The sequence below is a fragment of the Dictyobacter vulcani genome (assembly GCF_008974265.1).
GTDB lineage: Bacteria > Chloroflexota > Ktedonobacteria > Ktedonobacterales > Ktedonobacteraceae > Dictyobacter > Dictyobacter vulcani.
The window spans coordinates 267752-294059 of record NZ_BKZW01000003.1 but is presented as its reverse complement, the minus strand read 5'-3'; the positions used below and the strand labels follow the sequence as shown (position 1 = coordinate 294059).

Below are 26308 nucleotides of genomic sequence, written 5' to 3'. Positions count from 1 at the left end.
GCCATCTATTATGATGTTGTGGTAAAAAATGAGCCGGGCTCATTTTTTACCACAACATCATTAACCTTTTTTGAGCGCCGCAGGCGCAAAAATATCTGTAGAGCGGTTGTAGAGAAGACGAGGGTCAGGCACTCTCTGAAGGAAAGCAATGATATGTTTAGCAGCAATGGCGCTAGCGCTACATCGGGAAACAGGAGAAACCTGGTAACATATAGCGTATAATAGTGGCACAATGCTGATTGGTGTTTACCTTCCCTCAGAAAGGTTACCGAGATGGAACAAAAAGTCTATCGCACCGAACTGACACCATTAAGTTTTCTTGAGCGCAGCGCCCTCGTTTTTCCCAATAAGGTTGCGGTCATCCATGAAACACGCAGCTATACATATCAGGAGTTTGCTGAACGTGTGTTTCGCCTCGCTTCGCGTTTGCGCGCATTGGGAATGCAAAAACATGACCGTGTCGCCTTCCTCTGTCCGAATACGCCCGCCCTCTTAGAAGCACACTATGCTGTACCGGCGGCGGGCGGCATCCTGGTGGCGATCAATAATCGCTTGAGCAAACAGGAAATTGAATTTATTTTGCAGCATTCGGGCAGCAAATATCTGTTTGTGGATCATGAATTTACACATCTGATCGAAACACTCCCACAAGAACTGCTAGCACAGGTTATCCGTATCGACGATACAGGAACGCCAGAGGATCCTTATGAGCAATTTCTGGCGGAAGGTTCTCCTGAGCCGCTAGCGAGTTGGTTGGAAGATGAAGAGGAGACTATTTCGATCAATTATACTTCTGGTACCACTGGCAACCCAAAAGGTGTAATGTATACCTACCGTGGCGCTTATCTGAATGCACTATCAGAAGTGATTGAAACTGGAATGAATAGCAATAGTATCTATTTATGGACACTACCAATGTTCCATTGTAATGGTTGGTGCTTTACCTGGGGCGTCACGGCCGTTGGCGCGACCCATGTGTGCCTGCGCAAGGTTGATCCCGCGCGTATCTGGGAGCTATTTGAGCAGGAAAAGATCACCCATTATAATGGAGCACCGACCGTCCATATATTCCTGGTCAACCATCCTAAAGCGCATCGGCTGGAGCAACAGATTACCGTTACTATCGCGGGCGCGCCTCCATCTCCTACTTTGCTGGGACAACTCAAAGAACTGAATATTCGGCCAATCCATGTCTATGGCCTGACCGAAACCTATGGTCCTTACACTGTTTGTGAATGGCAGCAGGAATGGGATAGTTTACCAATCAACGAACAGGCTCGGCTGTTAGCCCGACAGGGACAGGGATATGTGACTGCGGAGCGGGCGCGGGTGGTTAGTCCGGAGATGCAGGATGTACCGCTCGATGGACAGACGATGGGTGAGGTGATGATGCGTGGCAATAATGTCGCCAAAGGCTATTTTGAGAATCCTGACGCGACGGCCAGATCTTTTGAGGGCGGCTGGTTCCATTCTGGCGACATTGGGGTCTGGCATACGGATAACTATGTCGAGTTGCGCGATCGTGCCAAGGATGTCATTATCTCGGGTGGCGAAAATATCTCGACCATCGAAGTTGAACAAACCCTGGTCCAACATCCAGCCGTGCTGGAATGCGCGGTGGTCGCGATTCCAGATGAGGTCTGGGGTGAGCGTCCCAAAGCGTTTGTCACGCTCAAACCTGAACAGGTAACGACCGAAGAAGAATTGATCAACTTTTGTAAGGCTCGACTGGCACATTTCAAATGTCCTACCTCGATCGAATTTGGGCTGCTCCCCAAAACCTCAACCGGCAAAGTTCAAAAATATGTCCTGCGTGATAAGGCATGGGCGGGCAAAGAGAAACGCATTAATTAGGATGCTTCTCGCAATATGCCCGGACAGCAGTAATAAAGGAGCTTGATGATGACCTATCAACTGGTAGAAGTGAGCTATGAGGGTAATCTGGCGACGATTACGATGAATAATGTAAAACGGCGTAACGCGCTTTCACTGGCCCATATGCAGGAGTTGATCAGCGCGTTTCGGGAAGTGGGAGAAAGCGAGGCCCGTGGCGTTTTGCTGGCCGCCAATGGCGCTGTCTTCTGCTCGGGACATGATCTTTCAGAAATGGTGGATCAGGATCTGGATTTCATGACGCGCTTGCTGGAGACCTGTACGACGCTGATGAATACAATTCAGGAGATTCCACAGCCGGTGCTGGCGCGTGTACATGGGATCGCGACTGCGGCCGGTTGTCAGTTAGTAGCGACCTGTGATCTGGCAGTGGCTTCAACCAACGTCACCTTTGCCACGCCCGGCGTTAAAATCGGCTGGTTCTGTACCACGCCAATGATAGCCTTGAGCCGCAACATTGGTCGCAAACGCGCCCTGGAAATGTTGATGACGGGAGATCCCATCGATGCCCGAACCGCTGCCGACTGGGGCTTAATCAATCGCGTCGTCGCGCCGGAACAATTGCAGGCAGAGGCACAACGACTACTGGAAGCCGCGACCAGCAATAGCTTCAATGCCCGCTGCATTGGTAAGCAAGCCTACTATACCCAGATCGACATGCCACAACCTCAGGCCTATGAGTATGCCCAGGGCGTCATGGCGTCTGCCTCACAGATTCCCGATGCCAGCGAAGGAATGCACGCCTTCCTGGAAAAACGTCAACCCAACTTTGACCAGCAAGAAGTATAATCAAAGGCGTGAGGTGTACATACACCTCACGCATGCAAAACAGATTATTTTATACCCAGAACGGCTATCTCTCTAAATTTTTTAGCCACGGGTCCATTATTAATGTGTACTGTACGAAATCCGGCCTCGGTAAATAGTTTTTCCACACTCGGACCATCAGGACCATCAAAAGACGCGGCCTTTTCAGCGCTATAACCAGGCCAGCTCTCACGTGATAAAAAGGTCACACAGAACAGACCCCCCGGTTTCAGGACACGATAGACTTCTGCCAGTACCTGCTGAGGCTGATTCCACCACCAGACATAGATGACATGGATGCTATAAATTTTATCAAATGTACTATCAGCAAAAGGTAACGCATAGGCATTACCCGGCAAGAGCTCTACCCGACCAACACGCACAGCCTGAGCATTGCGCCGCCGGGCCTCCCGCATCATCGCCTTTGAGATATCAACACCAGTAATTTTTCCAGTTGTCAACAATGCCGCCGCCGCTTGAATAGCGATACCAGGACCAAAACCAACCTCTAGCACCTGCTCATTCCCCTGTAACTGCAACAACTCGACCGTCCATTGATTCTCTGGATAATGCTGCTTCGCCATCAACTTTCCAGCAATCATCCCTTTCCAGCCCGCTGGATGGCCATAAGATTCTCCAACCCCAAAGACGTCCTCAATAAATTTATAGAGTGCTGGCATATTTTTTTTATCTCCTCATACGTTTTTTTCAAGCATGCAATCACTAAAAAAAGGATACGCCATGCACTTTTTAAGAACAATAGCAGATCAGCTATAATAGATATTGAAATTTTTTATGGAAAATGAGGCAGCGCATAGAGCATGGACCTTCATCAGTTACAGGCATTTGATCAAGTTATGCAACAGCAAAGTTTTAGTAAAGCTGCGCGTCGCTTAGGCATATCACAACCAACCATTAGTCTGCGTATTCAGGCGCTGGAGCAGGAGTTAGGGGATACACTATTTGTCCGTGGCGGCAGGCAATTACAGCTTACAGAGTTGGGGCGCAATTTCGTACCGCATGCACGCCAGGCACTGGCAGCGATGAACGCGGGTCTTGAGGCCGCGCAACATACCATCCAGGGCAAAAAAGGGCAGCTGATGCTGGCAACCTCACCCACCTGTAGCACCGGCTTTTTTGCCTCTACGCTAGCGCGGCTGCGGCAAGCTCATCCTGGACTGGATATTGCAGTCCATACCGGCCATAATCAACAAATTGTGGAGATGCTTCATGATGGCTTTGTTGAATTAGGTATCGTGGTAGGACCATTTTTTTCACCTGCACTCTATCCAATTGTGCAGCTTAAAGAGCCCTTGATCGTCATAGCCCACGCCAACCATCCCTTATCACAACAACAACAGGTTACTCTGGAAGACCTGCAAGTCGGCAGCCGGCCTTTTTTTCAGATAGATTGGAACCTGGATGCGCGCTACTGGCAGAGAAATATACAGGCCAGTCAGTTTGCCAGCATCGAAGTACCACCCCATACCGCCTATGATCTACTCATGAGCGGGATTGGTGCCGCCTTGATGACACGCTCATTTGCTCATCATGGACTTCAAGCGGGCATCCTGGTTGAACTCCCCATACCAGATTTGCCTGCCATGCAAAGGGAATGTGTATTGTTGCGCCATGAACGCGGAAAATCACTTTCTCCTGCGGCCAATGAGTTTATCTGCATCTTGCGTGAAGAGACACGCCTGTTATAGCGATTGCAACTAATTGTCATATATTGTATATGATACTCTATTAGAGACTTGAAATGGAAAAGACCAGTATAGTTTATTAGCCCAATCACGCAGGCACTCGATATGTATCGCGGTCGCATTCCTGAACGCCCATTTGAGGTCTCCGTGCTGGATGCCTTTAGCGATTATATGGACAGCTATATTCGGGCCTGGCAACAATCATAACCATCACTCACTCCCCCTTACTATTGGTCAGGGCACATCGGAGATCTGAGGTGCCCTGATCCCCCGGCATTCAATCACAGCATGATCTGTTCATGGTCGCAGTATTTCGATGTGCTCATTATGCTAATCTTCTGAGCCAATAATACGAGCTGCAACTGATAAAAATGTTCAATATCTAACACAAAAGAAATGAATTAGAATTCATCGATTTTTATATTACCAGATATAATTGTTCACTTTGCCAATTATAAAAGCAAAAATATATAATAAACACGAATGTTATTGTCATCGCGAGAAATGAGGAGTATATATGTCCTTAAGATCTGCGCCACGAACAGGAAAGGTCATAGTTGCTTCTATCTCAGGAGCAACGGTGTTACTCGTACTACTCAGCTTGCTGCTGTTCCCCCGCGTAGGCTACGCCAGCAAAAAAACAGGTGCAAACGTAGCCTATGCCAAACTAACCCATAGTCCCACTGGTAGCGTCCGCCTTAGCTATAATGCCAGCACAAAAACCCTTGTTGTCACCGCCAAACTTGTCGGCCTGGCACCCAGTAGTACCCATCCAGCCCATATTCATGCTGGCAGTTGTCAGAATCCCACCGATGCCATTAAATATCCATTGACAGATGTGACCGCCGACCAGACAGGGCAAGGCACCAGCACAACCACGCTAAAAAACATCGCCGATGGCATCCCCGCCACTGGTTGGCTTATCAATGTCCACAACGGCCCAAAACTCCAGTCAGCCGATCAAGAGATATCCATCGCCTGTGCCACTATCCTGAATCCCGATGCAGCAACCTCAGTCGATGCAACCTTTGGACCAAGCACCAGCAGCAACGAAAACGCGGTTGGCGATAGCAAACTCAGTGTCGAGAATAATACCCTGACAGTCACGTTAAATGTCAGCGGTCTGGTCCCCAACAGCACCCACGCTGCCCATATACATGCAGGCAATTGTAATTACACCCAAAAAGTACTCTACGATTTGAGTCCATTACAGGTGGATAGCAACGGGAATGCCACAAAAACCATGACATTCTCTGGCGTCTCAAGCATTCCCGCCACTGGCTGGGACATCAACGTTCACTACAGCACAGATCTCTCCACCCAGACAGGCTACAACCCAGTCCTCTGCGGAAACGTCATAACTAACTAGCAGTGCCAGGCTCTATGCTTCTCTCTTCATGAGAAGCATAGAGCCTGCTTGTCACACGAGCAGCAGATGCGGTTCCTTTCGGATGCTACTTTGCCAGAAAGGTGCATATGCATGCGCATGTGGCTTGATATTCTGTGCATTCGCTGGTTGGGCATTCTGCACAAAAAGTGTATTTGACGCGATGTTGTTATCGACATTTAGATCACCAGGCATATCCACTGACGCTGTCGAAGTGAGGATCGGCATGGCATCGGCAGTGAGGTCACCGGTAATTGAAATCGGAGATAGGGCCGCAGCAGGATGGGGACCGATTTTACCGATATATTGTGCATGAATTACTGCTGGACTGGTCGTATCGCTTAAAGAAATTTGCCAGTCTTTGCCCACGACCTGTAGATTATGCAGTCCCAGTGGAATCACCTCATCAACCTTGATCCCTTTAGGATTAGTAATGGCAACAGCAGCGGTTGTCTTCGCCACGACAAGGACGAAATTCACCTTCGCACCGCTCACGGCATGATTCCCATACAGATTGGTATTCACCAGCATCAAATCAGGTCCAACCACTGCTGGCTTAGTTCCAGAGGTACCATCTGGCTTTACTGTCGGACTAACCAATACTGTTGGTTGCCTTGTAGCCGCTGGAACCCGAGTGGTAGGCGTTGCCAATAATCCTGCAGAGCTGCCATGCATAGCGGTAGGCGATGGGATCGTAGTGGCAGCCGACAAATCTGCCGCCGTCACTGCCATAGAAGCAACAACGACATTGTCAGCCGAATCTCTATCATCGTTAGAAGTCACCACCGCTGCATTGGATAACATGGGTACAGCGGCGTCGGTGATGGTACCCCTGATAGTAAGTGGTGGCAACACTGTTCCGGTTGCGATGGGGTAAGGACCATTGAAAGTAGCCTTCAGCGCTGCCGGTCCAATGGTATTTGAGAGCGCGATCGTCCAACCTGGACCCGTAGAGTAAATGTGGCTCAGTCCAACAGAGACAATATCAAGGACGGTCACAGGTTGATTTTCGTTGCCCTGCACAACACGCACCTGCAACACATAACTAATCTTCTGGCCAACAGTGGAATGATTACCAACCGGGGAGCCAGATCGATTAATCAATAAGCTAAAACGTGATCCCACAATTGGACCGGGCACAACTGTTGGCGTCATCCGTGGCTTCGGCGTTGGTGTTATGCGCGGCTTCGGTGCTATCGTTGGTTGAGGCGTCACCCGTGGCTTTGGTGTCATAATTATGTGCGGGGTTGGACTCAGCGTTGGCTGAGGCGTTACCCGAGGTTTCGGCGTTGGTGTTATGCGCGGCTTCGGTGTTAACGTTGGCGTTGGACGCGGCGTTGGCGTCATCGTTGTATGCGTAATTGCGATAGGTGTGACAGTCATTATCCAGGATGGTGCGGGTGTCCGTGTCACACCAATTGTGGAGGTCGCTGGTGGGCCACTGGTAGGCGATGACATCAGCTGTACACCAATCAAGGTTGTACTGACTGTTGTATTATTATCCATATCTTTATCATCAGGCACCACTACGGTTGCGGTATTGGTAATGGATGGCTCTGCATCTTGCGTCAGGATACCTGTTAATGAGATTGGTGGCAAGGTCGTATTGGGATCAGCAGTAAGTTTACCAGTATATTGAGCGGTCAGGACGGCTGGCCCCACAGTATCGCTCAAGCTAATCTGCCAGTCAGTACCTTTCGCGGTAATCTGCTTCAGGCCCAGTGGAATGACATCCGTTACTATTAGTGAACTCGTTTTTGTCGTTGTAGTGGTACCTGCTTTATTTCCTACCAGCAAAACATATGTGATAGCTTTATCCACATCGAGTTGATTGCCCACGGGACTGATCTGCCTGACATAGAAATCGGGCGCATGAGGATCCGCCGGGACAGTGACAGATGGTACAGCCGTAATGAATGAGGTTATATTGGGGGTCGGCGTCGTCTCTGCTAGCGGTGTTATAGTTGCATTTGGAGCAAGCACAGCTACGGTCGCAGTCGCAGACATGGCTGCATTTTTAGTCGTAATATGCTTTTTCTTTTGCAGCTTATGGTGCGGATGAGCAACTTTTTTGGTTTTATGCTGGAAAACATGGTGCTTTCTATGTGCAGGTTGATGAGTATGAACATGCATCAACGTTGACGAATGATGCTGGACAGATAGTCCCCGAGCGGTAGCAGAGTGAGCTTGAAAATTACCGCCAGGAAAAAATTGGCTTCCAACGAGCACCAGACAGAGAAGACTGATCAGGGGAAACAAAAATGGTAGAGCATCTCTACCTGCGAAGCTGGCTTTTACTGAGGGTGGTTGCTTCATTACTAAGATTACACTTTCTATTATCTTCAATAACAAACGTAGAAACTGCGTGTTGAAATACTATTTTCGCTACTGATTTGAGCGAGCAAGTAGCAGATAATAACATGGAATAAAAGGACTGAAAATAAATCCCAGTATGTGGAGTATTATGTAATTCACATTCAGTATAAAGAGAGGCTAAAAACAAAAGATAAGCACCATAGTTTTTTCTGTTATAATGAAAAACCTGAACGTTGCAGATATGGGGAAAGTTGTATGCATATTGTTATCTTCGCAGGTGGAGCACTGCGCTCGGGACCAAAAGTACAGGCAGTCCTACAAGCAGCAGATTTGATTATTGCTGCGGATAGTGGCGCAGCCACGGCACTCGACTATGGCTATATTCCAGCCGTGATTCTGGGGGATTGCGATTCTTTGTCCCCGAAACTATTGGAGGAGTTACAACAAAAAGGCAGCCAGTTAATTCGAGCGTCCGTACACAAAGATGAAACCGATACCGAGCTGGCTTTATTAGAAGCACGTCAACGCGGAGCCAGTATCATTACCATTCTGGGCGCCTTTGGTGGATCCCGTATTGAACATGGCCTGGCCAATATTTTCCTGCTCACCAGCTTCCAGGATATTCCTGTTCGCATCGTCGATGGCCCATCCACCTGCTGGCTGCTCAGTGGTCCTGCGAGTGATACCATCAGCGGACAAACAGGAGACTTTGTTTCGCTTTTCCCCATGACAGCAGAAGTCACCGCCATTACTACCACGAATCTGGCATACGCACTCAAAGGAGAAATCTTGCGCTTCGGGACGCCACGTGGTATCAGCAACGAACTCCTTGAGCCTCAGGCAAGTATCAGCATTGAGCACGGACTCTTACTGCTAATTCATACCAGCCGTGAATAACACGAAAAAAGGGTGAGAACATGTATTCTCACCCTTTTTTCGTGTCGGATCTTATGCAGTTTTATCTTCAAGTTTGAGCATGAATTTACGTAACTCATAGCCTGTACTGATATCATTCCAGGTAAGAGTTGGGGGGCGCTCAATACTGAGATTGGGCAAAGCCAGTAAGCGATGTAAGAAGATGTCGGTCTCCTGGATGGCCAGGAAGGAACCGGGACAGCGATGGGTGCCATCACCAAAACCCATCAACATAGTAGCAATACGATCACCATTAAGTTTGCGTTCAGGACAGAGCGACAGGGGTTCCTCGCCTACCACGGTCTGGTCAGCGTTGGCCGCATAGACATGCAAATTGATCAGTGCGCCATTGGGGATAACCACACTTTTTCCCTGGCTCTGCAAAGGAATATCAGCGGTGGCACGACGATACAGATTACCTACCACTGGCTCGATACGCAATACCTCATGTAGCATCTCGGTACGCTCGGCTTCGGAAGCAGCCATATAGCGATCGCGTAATTCTGGATGCTCCAGAAAATGCCAGGCCGCCATACTGATAAATTCGCGTGTAGTAACCATACCAGCGGCCGCATAGGTCACGCATTCCGTCAGGATCTCTGGCTCGCTATATTTGAGACCCAAGAGATGCGAGATGACATCTTCCTGCGGCTTCTTCTTACGCGCCTTGATAGCAGGCCGCACATCCAAAAGGTGGAAAGCCAGCATGTGACGCTGCTTGAATATCTGGCGTAGCTTTCCCAACAGGGTCGGCTTTGTCGGTGCATCAGGGGGGAGTCATTAGAACTCTGATGAAAAAAAGCATCCAGGCGACGATCCATACCAGGTAAGCGGCTATCGGTCAAACCAACCACACGGGCAGCTACCTGCACAGCCAGCGACAAACTTAGCTGACCCAGATCAACCTGCTTCTCACGCTTCACCTTCTCCGCCAGTTGATCTGACAACGTTTCCATAAATTGTCTATATTGTGTACTCACAGTTTTAGGGGTAAAGAAGCGGGCAGTCTGCTTACGCTGCTGCTGGTGAACTTTACCTTCTTGATAAAGAATCGGTTTATTCTCTAGACTTTTCACATCCGCGATCATCTCAGCGTTGAATCCTGCCTGTTTGGTATCACCACTCCGCAGAACAGTACGTGCCTCTTCAAAACCACGCACGTGCCAGACGCCAGATGCATCACATTCAAGAGGCAGATCAACCGGCTCAACGGTCCGACCAGTCTTCTGCCGCGATAAAGCTTGATGATCAATAGGACAGCCCTGAGCGCCATCCACTCTCTCCGGCATGGTTGGAATATTCTGTGCCATAAAGACCTACTTTCTCCACACTATTTTTTTATGAGATACTTGCAAACATTAGACATAAGATATATATTATGAGACACACTATATCATAAAAACCACTAAAAATTCAAGGGTAGCCCCCAATAGGCATATTTTGAATACATATAGCAGAATTAATCGGCAGAAAGTATTTCAACGCTACATTCCGTATGATAAATGGATGTGGTATTCTAAATGGGGATGCATCATATTTGGTAAATGAGGGAGTCTATGGATATGCGAGATCGGCGCGTCAGACGCACACAACATTCACTGGCCAAAGCATTAATCGCGCTCACCCTGGAAAAGGGATACGACGCAGTGACTATTCGCGAGATTACCGAGCGGGCTGACATCGGCTATGCAACGTTTTTTCGGCATTATCGTGATAAAGACGGCCTGCTCAAAGATGTCCTGGATGTGGTGCTAACTGAATTTATCGACCTGTTACGTAATCCAGACGCCACTACCACAGGACCTCTGCTCTTTCGCTATGTTGAGCAAAACCATGAAGTGGTCCGTGTTTTGCTTAATAGCAACCACCTGCGCCAACAACTGATCTCAACCGCCACCCAGTCAACCATCCAGGAATATAACAAATACCCGCAGAGCAAGATTCCTGTTGAAATTGCCGCCCACCATGTTGTGGCCGCCAGCATTTCATTGATTGACTGGTGGTTAGAGCATCAGATGCCCTATCCAGCCGAGCAAATGGGCATTATCTATGAGGAACTGATCGTCAATGCAACCAACGGGATCATGTTCCAGCAGCCAGAATAAAAAGGTTAATAACAGGAAAAAGAAATCTAGCAAATATTGCATAGTACTAAATCATTTAGCCAGACAAATGGGTTCCTACAACAGGTAGTTTGTTAAAAAAACTGGTATAATAATAAGGAAGGGAAAATCTGTAATATCACGGTTGTTCAGTAGTGTTTCGTTGACCAATTTGACGAAAGCAGGCAGATTTTTTACTGCGTTAGCCACGATGCCTGACACGGCAAGGAGAAATTTATGGTTGAGAGAAGAACGCAGCAACAACGGCAGGAGCAGCAACATATGTTGTTTGCGCGCCAGCAAACGGCTTATACCTGGAAAAATGTACAACTCGTTGAACGTGGAAACATTATTATTGTGATGCAGGAAGAGGTCCGTGTCCTGGGCATCAGGAAGGATAATGATTACCTGTACCTTAGTTATACTGATCCAGTCAGCGGCACCAAAACTGAACAACTTTTTAATCTCGCTGATTATGTCTACTTAAAGCTCTAATCCTCACAACCCTTCCCCATACATCAATACTTACCTATCTTTACCTTATCCAGGTTATAAGAATTGTATGATGATGCCTGCCAGAGCTAAAAGGAGTACAACAGCCCAGGGTGGCATCTTCCAGACGACAAGTAATCCAAATGCGACCAGGCCCAGCGCGAAATCGATTGGAGCATGGATAGCCGTGATCCAGATCGGCTGATAGAGGGCCGCCAGCAGAATGCCGACGACGGCTGCGTTGATACCTCGTAGCGCAGCCTGGAAAGGCATATAGGTTCGCAATTGATTCCAGAATGGTAGGATACCAGTCACAAACAGAAATGAAGGCAGAAAAATAGCGCACAAAGCAATACCAGCGCCCATCCAGCCATTGGGACTGGAGTGTGAAACAGCACCAAGGTAGGCGGAAAAGGTAAAGAGCGGACCCGGTACAGCCTGAGCAGCAGCATAGCCAGTGATAAATTGATCGTTGGTAACCCAGCCCACAGGCACAACTTCACGCTGTAGCAAGGGCAACACAACATGACCCCCTCCAAAGACCAGCGATCCCACCCTGAAAAAAGTATCAAACAGTGCCAATCCTTGATTATGTGACACGAGCCGCAACAACGGTAAACCTATGAGTAATCCGAAGAAGACCACACCACAGCCGATTGCCAGGCGTCGAGGGATCCGCAGTGCGATGCCTGAAGACGTGGGGATGGCCAGGTGATGAAAGAGTCGCCAACCCAGCAGGCCTGCCAGGGCAAGAATGATCAATTGGGCAATAGCTACCGGCCAGAGTAACATAATGATGGCCGCGACAAGCGCAATCGTTGCACGTGGCTTATCAGGACACAGCGTCGAAGCCATCCCCCAGACAGCCTGGGCCACAACCGCCACAGCAGCGATCAGGAGCCCGTGTAACCATCCTGTCTGAGCACTCGCGTGGAAGAGTGTCGTCGCATAGGCAAACAACACCAGGGCCAGTGCTGAGGGCAAGGTAAAGCCAAGCCACGCAGCCAGACCACCCCATAAACCGGCCCGAGTCATGCCTAACGCGATACCCATCTGACTACTTGAAGGACCTGGCAGAAACTGACACAGTGCCAGCAGGTCAGCATAATTCTGCTCATCAAGCCATTTACGACGCACCACAAGTTCCTGGCGAAAATAGCCAAGGTGTGCCACTGGCCCACCGAAGGAGGTCAGGCCGAGCTTCGTAAACACCCTCAGCACTTCCCAAAATGATCCTTCTGAAGGAAGCTTCTTCGTAACAGGGGCCGCCCGATCTTCTGTCTGCATTTAATTTACTCTCATCTATCTCTTCTGCGTCACCAATGAAAAACTTGTATTAGCGACCTCGCCTACAGTTATAACAGACACACAGATAAAGGACAAGTAGAATTGCCTATCTATTAAGATCAGAATGGGCAATCACGCAGATTTTTCAATTTCCATAACGTATACGTATACGTATACGTTCAGCCACACTCGGCACTTTAGTGCCCATCCTTCTTTCACTACATACTAATTTTTTGAGCGCCGATTTTATATGTATAACGAAGAAAAGAGGAACCATTGAAATTGGCAACGGTTCCTCTTTTCTTGCTGGATAGACAATTACTGGGGATCCTGGTGACCGCCGGTCATGAGGATGCCGAGCTCTTCTTCGGTGGCGTCCGGGGAGACGATATCGACGATTTGTCCTTCGTACATGACGGCAATGCGGTCCGAGAGGGAACGAATTTCGTCAAGTTCGGCGGAAATGAGGAGCACGGCTTTGCCTGCGTCACGTTGGGCGATAAGCTGGCGATGAATAAATTCGATGGCACCAATGTCCACACCACGCGTTGGCTGAGAGGCGATCAGGACAATCGGATTGGCCTCTAATTCACGCGCAATGATCAGTTTCTGCTGGTTACCACCCGAGAGGGTACTCATGGCCGCGGTAGCCGAAGGTGTACGCACATCGAACTCATCGATTAATTTCTGGGCCCAGCTGGCAATGTTCTTAAGCTGTAGTACCATTCCACGCCAGGAGAATTGCTGCCAGCGATGCCGACCCAGAATCGAGTTATCCTCGATCGACTCGGTAATCACCAGACCGCTCTCACGGCGATCTTCAGGAATATGGGACATACCAGCCACACGCACGCCACGCGCCCCCATCGTGGTAATATTCTTCGGAGTGCCAGCCTGACCGTCTTTGACATCGGCCATGGTGATCTCGCCACCAGTCGGCTTACGCATCCCGGTCAGGACCTCAACCAGCTCGGTCTGTCCGTTACCTTCGACACCAGCAATCCCTAGAATCTCACCGGCATGAACATCTAAGCTCACTTTATGCAGACATGCCAGGTCACGGTCGGATTGCGCTTCGAGGTCATGGACATGCAGAACTACCGGTCCTGGATTGGCTGGTGTTTTCTCGACGCGCAGCAATACATCCCGACCAACCATGGCACGGGCAATCTCGCGCTGATTGGTCTGCTTTGTGACCAACTCACCTACGTTCTGGCCACGACGCAGCACGGTAATGGCATCGGTAATCTCCAGCACTTCACGTAACTTGTGGGTGATAAAGATAATCGTCTTACCTTGCTTGACCAGGTCACGCAATACCAGAAACAACTCATCGGTTTCCTGAGGAGTCAGCACGCCGGTTGGCTCATCCATGACCAGGATATCAGCGCCGCGATACAGCATCTTCAGGATCTCGACGCGCTGCTGTTGACCAACAGACAACTTTTCAATGCGCAGATCAGGATCAATCGGGAGGCCATAGCGCTTACTCAAGGCAAGAATATCTGCACGGGCACGTTTGCGATCATAGGGAGCCGCAATGCCACCTGGCTCACTACCCAGCACGATATTTTCAGCCACGGTCAACGGAGGAATCAACATAAAATGCTGGTGCACCATACCAATGCCCAGCCGAATCGCGTCACGGGGCCCCGAGATGTGCACGGCGGTACCATTGATCAACACTTCACCACTATCTGGCTTAACGATACCATAGAGAATATTCATCAAGGTCGACTTGCCAGCACCATTCTCACCCACCAGAGCATGTATCTCGCCCTTCTTCACCTGCAAGTTCACATGGTTACTCGCCACCACCCCGGGCCAGGCTTTATAAATATCACGCATCTCCACCGCATAGGGTGATGATTTCTCTTCAGAGCGCGTGATTACAGTACTCTCTTGCATAATCGGTCCCTCCTACTCTGACGCTGGCTCATAGGGCACGCCATCCGCAGCGGGAGCTGTCGTACGGCCAACCAGACCTACCAGGGCCACCAGGGTCAACAGATAGGGCAGAGTGCCCAGTAGATTGGCAGAAATACCTGTATCCTGTAGACGGGGGCTCAAGGCTTCACCAAGACCAAACACCAGACAGGCAGCGGCAGCGCCAACCGGTGTGTATTTACCAAAGATCACCGCAGCCAGCGCAATATATCCCTGGCCAGCCGTCATGTTCTGGTTGAAGATACCAGCGATACCAAGCGACAAAAAGGCACCCGCCAGACCGGAGAGCAGTCCACTGCTGACTACACAGGCATAGCGAACCAGGCGCACATTGACGCCAGCGGTATCAGCGGCATGAGGATGCTCACCAACCGCGCGAATACGCAGACCAATATTGGTACGGAACAACAAAAATTGAATGCCGACCAGAATGATGATCGCAACATAGAAGATAATATTTTGTTGAAAAAGCACAGGACCAATAAAAGGGATATTTGCCAGCGGTCCCCAGTGTAACTGAGGCAGGCGCAAAGCATCATCCAGCGCACGAATACCCTGTCCCTGTGTCTGAATAGGCAGGAGGAAATTCGTTAAGCCCAGCGCTGCCAGGTTAATGGCAATACCACTCACCGTCTGATTGGCCATAAAGTTAATCGAAACAATCGCATGCACCAGGGCCAGCAAGCCACCAGCGATGACCGCACCCAGTACGCCTAACCAGACGCTATGGGTGGCAATCGCCATCATCACGCCGACATAGGCACCAATCAACATCAGGCCTTCCATCGCGAGATTGATAACGCCACTGCGCTCAGACAGTAATCCGCCCAGAGCCGGTAAGAGGAGGAGAGCCGCAAACTGCAAACTCGCCTGCCAGAAATCTGCGGAAATCAGGACCCTTCCTAGTATTGGGAAAAACACAATTATTCCTCCTGCCCCGATGATGTGGGCTTCAACCCGGTCTTCTCTACAGTATCGCTCGTGGCCCGATGACCACTCTCAACCGCTTGCATGTCAGCCTCGCCCTTTTCCTCAGCGGGTTTCGTTGTGATCAAACTGGGGACCAGCGGCGGTCTGGAACTTTTAACCAGGAACGAGGGCATAAAACGCTGCAATGAAGGTAAGTATTCAATCGCGATGCTAAAGAGTACCAGCGCTTGCATAATAGTAATAATATCGCCCGGAACATCGACATAACTCTGTAAGTACGGTCCTGCCTGTTGTAAGCCACCAAAAAGTAAAGAGGCCAATAAGACACCAATTGAAGTAGTGCGGCCCAGCAGGGCAACGCCAATCGCATCAAAACCAGTAGAGTCAGTAGAAAAGGCAGAACTGATCAGCTGGTAAGGTGCCTGTCCCATTAAGCGCACCGCGCCAGCCAGTCCCGCGAATGCCCCAGCCATGAACATCACCATGACAATATTTTTGCGCACCGAAATACCCGCATAGCGGGCCGCTTTAGGATTTTGTCCAATCACTCGCAACTCATAACCGAAGGTTGTGCGCGCAGTGATAAACCAGTACACCAGCATGGCGACAAAAGCTATCAACAAACCAGCGTCCACGGTATATTGCGCAGGATCAGGGATCTGCGGTAAAAATGTCCCTAGCGTCTGATTATAGAGGATCGCTAAGGAGGGGATAGTCGCCTGAGGAGCCATCGGCAGCGTCTGTTGCGAAAGTTTAGGAGCTTGAAAAGGTCCTTCCACCAGAAAAGCACAGACGTAGAAGGCTGTCCAGTTCAACATGATCGAGGTTACCACTTCGTGAGCACCACGCCAGGCTTTCAACACACCAACGATACCACCCCAGATACCACCAGCGACCATGCTTCCCAGCAACATCAGCGGAACGAGCAGCCAGCCTGGCAACGCAGCCAGTTGGATACCAATAATACCGGCCACCATCGATCCAACCGTTAACTGGCCAGCGGCACCGATATTAAACAATCCGGCGCGATAAGCAATCGCGACTGCGAGTCCTGCAAAGATCAGTGGAGTAGCCTTTGCAAGAGTGTAAGAAATACTTTGGAGACTTCCAAAGGAACCAGCAATAAGATAGTAATAGGTTGAAACGGCAGTAATAAAACGATTATCCAGTGGGCCAGGTGTGGTAATCATGATAATGATCCCACCAAGAACAAAAGCTACCAGGACTGCAATCAGCGGCCGCCCTAAGGCTGCCCTGAATTTTTGCATCCACCTGGCTAACTGAGACGCAGGAGCAGATGTCCTACGCTGCACTGTTGGCGATGCCATACGGCTCCTCCTGCGCACATAGAGAGAATAATAAACATTTCCAATGACAAACGAGACTGTGCTTTATCATAGCATTGACTTGCGGCTGAGACAAATATAATCCCAGACAACAGCAAAAAATAATTGTATCCATCCAACATGCAGATGGCGCTGCCTTCTCTCCAGAGAAAGAAGATCAGCGCCAATCATGCCATCATTAAGGGAAGAATAAATGCTTACTTCTGAACTGCATCTGGTACAGTGATGGCACCAGACTTGATGTCAGCAATATATTTGTCAACCACTGGTTTGACCTCGGCAGGTACAGTAGCGCTGAGACCAGCCAGACCGACGCCATCATTGGTCAGATCAAAAGGCGCAGGAGTAGCTGAGAATTTGCCAGCCTCAAAATCTTTAACTGTCAGGTAGACAGCCTGATCCACACGCTTGATGGCGCTAGCAATAACGCTATCGTTCACGTGCGACTGGTCACTGTCAACACCGATGCTATAGACACCCTTGGCTTTAGCAGCCTGCAAGGCACCTACGCCACAACCACCAGCAACCTGGAAGATGACATCAGCTTTTGCTGTGCTGATCTGGTTGTTAGCAATATCCTGACATTTGGCGGTATTGTCAAAGGACTGTGAGTAATTCACTTTTACAGTCACCGCAGGATCAACTTTTTTGGCACAATACTGATAACCAGCGATATAGTGATCAACTGGTGGGATCGCCAGACCACCGATAGCAGCGATGGTGTTGTTGCCCAGCAGCTTGCTCGATTTAGCCTTACCCAATTTTTCCATTTGTCCGGCGACAACACCAGCCAGACAACCAGCCTGCTGCTCTTTGAAGAACAGAGGAGCAACATTTTTCAATGAATCACAGTTGCCTTTGGCATCGGTCGCACAGGAGTCGATGAGAGCAAAGGATTTGGTAGGATTGGCTTTCGCGACCTGATCCATCGCTGTGGCCATCAAGAAGCCTACACCAATGACCATATCAGAAGTCTGGGCAGCACGGGTCAGGTTGCTGACATAGTCGTTCTGAGATTTAGATTCAATAACCTGACGACGGAATTTTAATTCACCCTGAGCTTTCATGTAACCAACGTTCGCAGACTGGTTAAAGCTCTGGTCATTCAAACCACCGATATCCGTAACCAATGTCACAGACTTCGGTGCAGTTGTAGAACCACCACCATTTGTATTGGTGCTGGGCGTTGAACCGCCGCAGGCCGATAGAAGTACCCCGCACAAAACAAATAGCGAGATAAGTAGGCTAGGAGCGCCAGACTTTCTCATAGAGGTAGGATCCTTTCTTTGCTCTCCAAAGAGATAGCGAAAAAAATACATTCAGGTTGCGCGCAATACGCATGTTGCGCCTGTACCTTGTGCTTTTATAAAGCGATGAAAATTCCGTCTCCTTCTATGCCCAGATAGTTAGTGCACGAAAGAGATGTCTTCCCCTCTTTATAAGGTCAACAGTATCACATTAATAGCCAACAGTGTCTGACAAACAAACACTGCTCAAGAATAACAGGAATTGGACTTTCCACCACAACAGCTACATTCTCGTTTCGGGCATGCATATCCCCGGATACGAATAATGTGTGGGTGGTAATATTCCCCAATAGATATATACGCACGGATGGGTAGATATCTCACCAATAATATAGCAAATTTGTAAATAAGAAAACACGCTTTGTACCAAAATTACTACTGCCTGTTTGCTTACGCACAAACAGGTGCCAGCAGAACACTTGTTTGCTCGTAACCAGTCGATACGAAAACTTTTTTCTCCAGTATCTACACTGGCAGCAACCTGTTGTACGCTTAACCAGACATACGAAACGCAGATGTAACATATTTACTTTTCATACAGCCGCACAAGTTGTGTCCTGCAGGGCTTTCCAATTCTCGTTGCAAGCGGGGATGCAAGGGGCGGTCAGCCCCTTGCCGGAGCGCGAGGTGTCCTCGCATCTCCTCCCTCTTCTCCCGCCGAAGGCGGGACAAAAAGAGAATTGGAAAGCCCTGTGTGTCCTGATAGGTAGTTGTAATAGATACAGCTTTGTCATACAATAAAGCGCATACCTGAGTAAAGCGACAGTCACCAGGAAGATTCTGGCCAAAATCAGCGGCACAAATGAAGATGGCGCCGCTTCTTTACTTGTGCGAACAATATCCTACAGGTTATCATTAAAACTATCACCAGATACATCCAAACAAAGGCAGCCATGGCCTGACATGCCAGAGGTTGGACATATATAGCAGGTCTCTACTCAAAATATTTCTATAAAATACTAGTTTCGTCCCAAAGATCCCTTTCTAATCGTATACCTTTTATACTCATCTTTTTCTACAAAGCTGGGATGCAAGGAGTGTAAAATGCTCATGCAAGAGCTGATAAATATAACCATAAGTAACTATCATATTGATCGTGGTCTCGCCAAAGGCGGTATGTCAGAGGTATACCTGGCACGTGACCTGCGTACCCAACAAATTGTGGCAATGAAAATGGTGCGGCGCAGTGCGGGTGAATATTATGAACGTTTCCGCCGTGAAGCACGAGCCATGACGCGGCTCCACCATCCACACATTCTCTCGCCCCTCGATTATGGCGAATATGAACACTGGGCTTATATGGTCACACCATATATTGAATACGGCACCCTCAGCCGCCGAGCCGCTGAAGGTCCACTGCCAATTGAAGAGGCCGGAGAGATTCTCGATCAGATCGCGGGCGCGCTCCAATTCGCGCATGAAAAAGGCATGCTGCACCGCGACATCAAAGCCTCCAATGTCCTGCTACGCGATGGGCATTATGCCTATCTGACAGATTTTGGCCTGGTCAAAAGTATCGAAGATAATTATAGCCTGACCCGTTCTGGCTTTTTGATTGGTACACCTGAGTATATGGCTCCAGAACTGGTTGAGGGAGCCGCCTCACCGGCCAGTGATATTTATGCGCTGGGTGTGCTGGCCTATCAAATGGTTACAGGCAGCGTACCCTTTCGCGGCCCGAATCCGGTCACGATTGTGATGAAACACATGCGGGATACGCCCCAGCCACCCTCACAACTTAATCCTGCCGTTACACCCGATGTCGAACGCGTCATATTACAAACACTGGCAAAAGATCCTGCCCGCCGTTTCCGCACGCCCAAAGCGCTGGCCAACGCCTTCCACCAGGCGTATCAGGTTGATGCACTTCCCCAACCCGTTGCCGGCATTCAGAGTGTTACTCCACAGTTACCGACCTCGATTAATGTGGTGCCGACACAACAAACATCGACCAGACTCCCCTCAACCGGCGTGCCACGTATCGTCTGGATTATTGGTGCCGCCCTGCTAGCCCTGATCATTTTGATCGTTCTACTCACCCACGCCATGGCCTCCGCACCAACGGAACCCGCGAAACAACCGGCTGCAACCACGATCGCCAGCCCGGGCCCTGGCACTGCAATCAACACACATACGCCAGTAGCCACATCCGTTACACAGCCAACCAACCCTCAACCGCCTGCCCAGCATCAACCAGATGCTGGAAAAGGAAAAAAAGGACATGCAAAGAAATAATTGGCTCAGCCCACAATACAAGGAGGTATGTGTTCATGAGTGTGTATAAATGTGTTTTTCTCGATTGGGCTTTCACATTATCCAATTCACTCTTCTGGAATCATTTTAATGACCCTAAACACCTCCACTATCCAACGCTTCAAATTATCCAGGCCATCCTCTTTGGCAAAAATGCCTCTTTTAAGGGCACAAGTGATTGGATGCGTGGTAAATTGAGCAGTGAGGAAGTGGTTGCGTATATCTGTCAGCAAAATCCTACCTTTGATCCACAATTTCTGCTCCAGGAACTGGCACTAAGTTGTAGCCAGATGCAATTTGTATCACCACTGGTTCCAATGTATGTGCGTCAGCTCCAGGCTATGGGTATTCGGGTTGCGGTGGCAACTGATAACATGGATACCTTCTCGCGCTGGACAGTTCCAGGAATGAGGCTCACAACTATTTTTGATGATGTCCTCAATTCCTATGATCTCAAAGCACTAAAAATGGATAGAGATGCCAACGGCGAGAGTGCTTTCTTTGGCAACTATTTGCGCACCCACCAGATTCAGCCTGGCGAGAGTGTACTGATCGATGACGGCAATGAAGAATATGGCCAGATAATCCGCTCATTTGGCATTGAGTATCGGCAGATTGAACCACGTACTGGCCTGGTGCCTGAACTACAAAAATTGTTAGTTGCTCTGAACTAAATGCCAATAATACCCTCAAGGAGAGCAGTACAAACCATCTCCTGTACAAAAGATGGTTTGCATGCACATATCTCGTGCTGAGATATTATGGCTAATTCTCCGCTTGCGGCTCAATGAATATCGGAGTCAGTGACAGCGAAAGGTGCAGATGACCATTGCTCACCCGGGTGGGTATCGTCTGGCCAAACACATCCATCGCCCAGGCCTGGGGTGCGGACCAGGGATAGCTAAATGGTGTCACAGGATCGTCTTCTCCAGAGAACGTATCATGTCGCTCCCAGATAACATACAGTGGACCACGCTCACGTCTCTGTACCTCAAACAGATAGATCGCTGGCTGCTCGGGAAGTTCGAGCTGTTGCACGCGCTTCATGTCTTTAAGCTCACTGGTTATCAGGCTGAACGTTTCAGCAGCTGGATAGGGCTGTTTAAACACACCAGCCTCATAGTCAAACAGTTTATGCTTATCAAACAACAGATGCATCATATTGTTTCGATCAACCTTTTCGTTGGCAAGGTTCCAACAAAACATCTTTTGAACATCTGCGGAAAGCGCCAGCAGACTACGCATGACCAGTTCACGACAATTAATTCGATGACGCTTCTGTTCCAGTTCGGGAGAGCATCCATCCATAAACATCTGAGCCTGCGGCGGCAATGTATCCATCCGCGCATACAGATCAGCAATAGCAGTACCCTGTGTGGCCTGCTCCAATGTATCAGTGGTTGGATTTGAGAGCATCCGCTCGAATAAACTTTGCATAATGGACAGGTTCTCCGGAAAATAGAAGAAGCTCGGACCATTATACTCCCCAATGAAGACAGGCTTCTGATATCCAAAGGTGGCCATTTTCTGACGGACCGCATCAATATTGGGTCTGATCGCATAGGGATCGCCATAGGTGTGGAGATCAAAGACATCAAAGTCAGTCGCATTTTCGCGCAATAGATAATCAAAAAAGTCACGCTCAGATTGCGTATCAGGATTGTGAGCTCCAGCCGCTTCATGGAATGCATCAACCGCACCTGCCAGGATCACAACCGCCTCAGGATCCGCCTCTTTGACCGCCTGCGAGAAGATTTTAAGTTGATTGCTATAATCCTGAGGGGTACCCTCCCAGAGCATAGGATTTGTCGGTTCATTTTCGCATTGCCAGTAACGGACCCGACCTTTGCAGTGGGAGACAAGCGTGGATACAAAACGATAATAATCCTCTGGATGAAGTGCCGGAGATGGTGGCTGGAAATTGGTCGCATGCCGAGTAGCCCACAACGAACTGGCATTGAGGGTGATCCATGCTTCATCAGACGGCTCCAGTTGCTCTAGCAAGGTATCAATGGCCTCCCACACAAAATGACCGCGTTCAGGCTCTATCTGGTCCCAGACAAAAAAGAGCCTGCCCATGTTCGCTCCTAATTGATGGACCTGCGGCATGAAAACGTCAGCTTTGATGCCCATATGCCCATACAGCGGTCCCCGCACAATACCAAACAGGGGCTCACGTCCACCACGAATCGTTATGTTATTTCCAGCCTTATGATACTCGGCCATATTTGTACTCCTTTACTGCTATTTCTATCAAGATCAGACACATACTCACACACTTGCTGGAAGTATAAAGGACAGGCAGGGATAAAGACATCCTCCAGGCAGGTGGTTTTATGGGTGGTTCGGAGAAGCAGGCAAAGGAAAAAAGCTTAGAAATATTGTAGGCGGCGCGCCGCTTCGCGTGCTTCAAGGCGATTGCGAACATTAAGCTTACGATAGATATGCTTAACGTGATCTTTAACCGTATTTACGGAAATAACCAGCTCACTGGCAATCTCAGGATTAGTCAATCCAGCACATAGTTTCCGCAATACACGCAGCTCCTGGGTGGAAAGTGGCTCAAGTGGTTGAGCAGGCAGGCCAGTAGCAGTGACATCCTCAGATACCGTAAGAGCATGCAATACCGTAAGAGCATGCAATACCGTCTGTCCATAGGAACGCAACGCTTTGTCATGCATGATCGGCAGAAGTAAACGTAGCAAACGCACCAGAGGTTCGCCTTCGGAGAGAAAGACGCGTAAAAATCGTTCGTACTGCGCCAGAGCAAGTGCCTGCTGCAACCATTTAAGCGCCTCATTTTTCTGTTGACATAACATACACGCCTGGGTCAGAAGCAGCAGAATCTCTAGTTCGCTGTGTCTGTGCCGCTTCATCTGGACCGTCGCTAGCAAGGGCCCAAGTAAAAACATAGCCGCCTGCATATTTCCCTGCGCCAGTTGGAAGCGCGCCTGCAAAATGTTCACCCTGGTCTGTTGGACAAAAGAAAGCTCACGGCTTGAGTTTGCCAGCAGAATCAGGTTGCGCTGGACAGCTGGAAAATCTCCCCTGGCCAAGTAGAGACGGGCTTGCAATGCTAGCACGTCAGGCAGTAATTCTTGTGCCTGTGGTATCGAATTGGAATGCAGATGGGCAAGCAGGGTCGCAACCTGGAGTAAGGCCGCCATGTTCTGGCCTCTTGCAAAGCGTAGTAACGCCTGAAGATACATAGCCTTTGTGCTCTCATCCTGTCCCTGAGGCTGCGCACGCTCCGATGCTTCCTGTATGTGTTGCTCTGCTACGGTAAGCTCGTTCCACTGCATAGAGATACAGGCCAGACCAAACAAAGCCTGTACACAATCGCCACTTTCTTCCTGTTCACGAGCCGCCATAAACGTCTGCCGATAATACGCTCGTGCCTGATGAAGTTCCCCCATGGCCATACAGCACGCCCCCAGCCGTAGGTTAATCTCATTGAGAAACGATCGATTCGCACTTAGCTGGCTGAGTACAAGCGCCTCAAGCAAATGCTGGTGAGCCTGCTCAAAATGCCCCTGCTGCATAGCGACAGACGCAACAATTCCCAGACAAATGCTGCGCCAATCCAGCATCCCCAGATTTATGTCATTGTCATCTTCAGTATTTTTTCCTGGCAACAATGTCAGAGCTTTTCTGGCATTCTCTACCATCTCTTGAGTGGTTAAACCCTGCAGGGATGCAATGAAGGCGCGAAAAGCAAAGACCAGGCCAATCCAGGATAATTGCTCACTCTTGCGCCATCCCTCCTCTGCTCTTTGCAGTAACTCTTCAATACAAACACGTGCCGTTTGAGGATGAACTGCGGACACCGGTTGAAACTGGAGGGTAACGGCAGCATAGAAACAGAGCGCTGGATGCGCATAGAGGACAGTGTCCGAGATCTGCTCCAGCCAGCCGCGCAGCGTATGTAGTTCATAGCGTTGCCCGCTTGCACCACAGCGCTCTATCAGCAATCCTGCACGTTCCATATCGTGAGCGCGCAGAGCTGCATCAATAGCCTCTAAAGGATAGCCGTGTTGCTCATACCAGAGACTTGCACGCATAGATAACGTTTGCAGCGCTTCCTCACCCAGACGTTGCCTGGCCTCAACCCGCATTGCCTCGGCGAAAAGGGCGTGATAGCGATACCATGGTTCTGCCTCGTCCAACGCTTCCAGAAAGAGTCCTGCGCGTTCTATAGTTTCCAGCAAGACGCTACTATGCTGCCTTTCAATAATCTCATCACACAGCGCACCTGTCAAACGCGGAAGTCCACTGGTCTGCAGCAAAAAGAGCTGGAGTGGCTCGGGTTGCGCGTCCAAAACTTCACTGATAAAGTAATCAAGCAGGTGACGACGAAAAGAGTCAGAAGACTGCTGTTCATCCATAATAGAGAGATGACGCTCCATGCCCTCCAGCGTCGCATGCCCGGCCAGGACCAGCAAGCGCAGGCCCGCGGGCCATCCTTCCAGATATGCATCAAGCTGAGTAATGATTTTCTCGGGTAGCACCTCTGCCGTTGTATAGTGCAGAAACGCCGCAGTTTCCAGGGCTGAAAAGCGCAGGTCTACGGTAGTGAACTCTTGCATGCAACTCTGGGCATGCCAACGCGCAAGTGGTAGAGGTGGCTCGCTACGCGTCAAGATCACTATATGCAATCGGGTAGGAAGATGCTCAATAAAAAAGGTCAGAGATTGATGCAATCGAGGTTCTATGACCGCATGATAGTCATCAAGGACCAGGATACCATCATCAACATGGTGTGCGAGATCGTTGAGGAAGAGAGTCAAGATTGTTTCCAGGGGTGTCGCGACAAAGGGCGGCTGGAGCGCTGTAGGCAGGCGTTCAAGAGCCGTTTTCCCTATGCCTTCCTGCCAGGTCTGACAGGCACTAATAATGGAGCGCCAGAAATGCACTGGATCATTATCGCTGGCCTCCAGCGCAACCCAGGCCATATGCGAAAAGGTGTGCTGTGACTGAAGACCAGTCAGCCAGGAATTCACCAGCGTTGTCTTGCCAAAACCTGCCGGGGCCCACAACAAGGTAAGCTTATATGCACGCCAGGCATCAAGTCTGGCAAACAGGTGTGGGCGCTCGACCAGCGCAAGCGGGAGACGGGGAGGATGCAATCTGGAAATCAGTAGCGGTAACACAGGCTGCGAAGAGGATGGCAGTGAAGATTCTGTATCTTTGATAGCAGAGGTCGCATCAACAAAGCGCTCAGCAATCTCGTCTAAACGAGCCGTAGAAAGATCTATCGTCCGACCAAGATATCGTTTGACAGTACGCCCATGCATAGAACGATAAGCATACCAATAGTCTCCCTTGCTCTGTATATTCTCTTTACGGGCAGTATAACGTCCCCCCATCCGACTGTAAAAAGCAAAGGAAGAGATGGTCACTAACCACTCAAACCAAACCTGGCTATCAGGGATGATGTCAAGTGAAGCAGAGCGAGTGATGTCAGATAGCTGATAGGTTTGCGTTTGTATAGACCATTGCAAAAGATAAGGTGCGCGTTTAGGCATAAAAGATCCTCAGGTAAGAAAGAGTGGTAACTTATTACCTAACATAGCTATTTATCCAGAATTATAACACAGAGCCGTGATTAGGTAATATAACC

At 49.4% G+C, this 26308-nt stretch carries 20 protein-coding genes; 9 read left to right on the top strand and 11 right to left on the bottom strand.

Features of this window, described 5'->3' with window-relative positions; genetic code table 11:
* Positions 1-273 precede the first annotated feature (273 nt).
* Both KDW_RS25415 and KDW_RS25410 read left to right on the top strand, forming a co-directional pair.
* Positions 274-1854 (top strand): acyl--CoA ligase family protein, encoded by a 1581-nt coding sequence (locus tag KDW_RS25415; RefSeq protein ID WP_151758733.1) that lies wholly within the window; start codon positions 274-276, stop codon positions 1852-1854.
* 45 nt (positions 1855-1899) lie between these two features.
* On the top strand, positions 1900-2682 hold the full coding sequence (locus KDW_RS25410) for an enoyl-CoA hydratase (protein WP_233097905.1): 783 nt from the start codon (positions 1900-1902) through the stop codon (positions 2680-2682).
* Positions 2683-2726: 44 nt separating this feature from the next.
* Here the strand turns inward: KDW_RS25410 and KDW_RS25405 are convergent, their stop codons facing one another.
* Entirely contained in the window at positions 2727-3380 is a 654-nt protein-coding gene (locus tag KDW_RS25405) for a class I SAM-dependent methyltransferase (protein ID WP_151758732.1), read from the bottom strand.
* 141 nt (positions 3381-3521) lie between these two features.
* Here KDW_RS25405 and KDW_RS25400 point away from each other — a divergent pair, with 141 nt between their 5' ends.
* Together KDW_RS25400 and KDW_RS25395 are read left to right on the top strand one after the other, a co-directional pair.
* On the top strand, positions 3522-4409 hold the full coding sequence (locus KDW_RS25400) for a LysR family transcriptional regulator (protein WP_151758731.1): 888 nt from the start codon (positions 3522-3524) through the stop codon (positions 4407-4409).
* 514 nt (positions 4410-4923) lie between these two features.
* Positions 4924-5775 (top strand): CHRD domain-containing protein, encoded by an 852-nt coding sequence (locus KDW_RS25395; RefSeq protein WP_151758730.1) that lies wholly within the window; start codon positions 4924-4926, stop codon positions 5773-5775.
* A 51-nt stretch (positions 5776-5826) separates the two neighbouring features.
* Here the strand turns inward: KDW_RS25395 and KDW_RS25390 are convergent, their stop codons facing one another.
* Positions 5827-8109, bottom strand: coding sequence for a hypothetical protein (locus KDW_RS25390; protein WP_162005601.1), 2283 nt, complete (start codon positions 8107-8109; stop codon positions 5827-5829).
* Positions 8110-8364: 255 nt separating this feature from the next.
* Between KDW_RS25390 and KDW_RS25385 the strand changes: the two genes are divergently transcribed.
* Complete coding sequence (locus KDW_RS25385) at positions 8365-9006, top strand: thiamine diphosphokinase (protein WP_151758728.1); 642 nt, start codon at positions 8365-8367, stop codon at positions 9004-9006.
* A 51-nt stretch (positions 9007-9057) separates the two neighbouring features.
* Here KDW_RS25385 and KDW_RS33195 read toward each other — a convergent pair whose 3' ends face one another.
* Complete coding sequence (locus KDW_RS33195; protein WP_198925543.1) at positions 9058-9648, bottom strand: cytochrome P450; 591 nt, start codon at positions 9646-9648, stop codon at positions 9058-9060.
* Positions 9615-10334 carry a cytochrome P450 gene (locus KDW_RS33190; protein WP_198925541.1) on the bottom strand — a complete coding sequence of 240 codons (720 nt, stop codon included), beginning with the start codon at positions 10332-10334 and terminating at the stop codon, positions 9615-9617. Before KDW_RS33190 ends, KDW_RS33195 begins: the two co-directional genes overlap by 34 nt.
* A gap of 246 nt (positions 10335-10580) precedes the next feature.
* Between KDW_RS33190 and KDW_RS25375 the strand changes: the two genes are divergently transcribed.
* Both KDW_RS25375 and KDW_RS25370 read left to right on the top strand, forming a co-directional pair.
* Complete coding sequence (locus KDW_RS25375; RefSeq protein ID WP_162005600.1) at positions 10581-11129, top strand: TetR/AcrR family transcriptional regulator; 549 nt, start codon at positions 10581-10583, stop codon at positions 11127-11129.
* A 234-nt stretch (positions 11130-11363) separates the two neighbouring features.
* Entirely contained in the window at positions 11364-11621 is a 258-nt protein-coding gene (locus KDW_RS25370) for a hypothetical protein (protein WP_151758726.1), read from the top strand.
* 54 nt (positions 11622-11675) lie between these two features.
* On the opposite strand, the gene chrA is transcribed toward KDW_RS25370, so the two are convergent.
* From chrA to KDW_RS25345, 5 genes are all read right to left on the bottom strand, one after another.
* On the bottom strand, positions 11676-12905 hold the full coding sequence (chrA, locus tag KDW_RS25365) for a chromate efflux transporter (RefSeq protein ID WP_151758725.1): 1230 nt from the start codon (positions 12903-12905) through the stop codon (positions 11676-11678).
* Positions 12906-13223: 318 nt separating this feature from the next.
* Entirely contained in the window at positions 13224-14813 is a 1590-nt protein-coding gene (locus KDW_RS25360) for an ABC transporter ATP-binding protein (RefSeq protein WP_151758724.1), read from the bottom strand.
* A 12-nt stretch (positions 14814-14825) separates the two neighbouring features.
* A complete protein-coding gene (locus KDW_RS25355; protein WP_233097904.1) occupies positions 14826-15773 on the bottom strand; it encodes an ABC transporter permease in 948 nt (315 codons plus the stop codon).
* Positions 15774-15775: 2 nt separating this feature from the next.
* On the bottom strand, positions 15776-17110 hold the full coding sequence (locus KDW_RS25350; protein ID WP_151758723.1) for an ABC transporter permease: 1335 nt from the start codon (positions 17108-17110) through the stop codon (positions 15776-15778).
* 215 nt (positions 17111-17325) lie between these two features.
* Positions 17326-18396 carry a BMP family lipoprotein gene (locus KDW_RS25345; protein ID WP_162005599.1) on the bottom strand — a complete coding sequence of 357 codons (1071 nt, stop codon included), beginning with the start codon at positions 18394-18396 and terminating at the stop codon, positions 17326-17328.
* Positions 18397-19485: 1089 nt separating this feature from the next.
* Between KDW_RS25345 and KDW_RS25340 the strand changes: the two genes are divergently transcribed.
* The gene (locus tag KDW_RS25340) at positions 19486-20670 is read left to right on the top strand and encodes a serine/threonine protein kinase (RefSeq protein WP_162005598.1); all 1185 of its coding nucleotides are present in this window, start codon (positions 19486-19488) and stop codon (positions 20668-20670) included.
* Between the two features lie 35 nt (positions 20671-20705).
* Positions 20706-21362, top strand: a complete 657-nt coding sequence (locus KDW_RS25335; protein WP_151758720.1) for an HAD family hydrolase — start codon at positions 20706-20708, stop codon at positions 21360-21362.
* A gap of 91 nt (positions 21363-21453) precedes the next feature.
* Here KDW_RS25335 and KDW_RS25330 read toward each other — a convergent pair whose 3' ends face one another.
* The gene (locus tag KDW_RS25330; protein WP_151758719.1) at positions 21454-22914 is read right to left on the bottom strand and encodes a glycoside hydrolase family protein; all 1461 of its coding nucleotides are present in this window, start codon (positions 22912-22914) and stop codon (positions 21454-21456) included.
* Positions 22915-23060: 146 nt separating this feature from the next.
* On the bottom strand, positions 23061-26213 hold the full coding sequence (locus KDW_RS25325; protein WP_151758718.1) for a winged helix-turn-helix domain-containing protein: 3153 nt from the start codon (positions 26211-26213) through the stop codon (positions 23061-23063).
* Between the last annotated feature and the right edge of the window lie 95 nt (positions 26214-26308).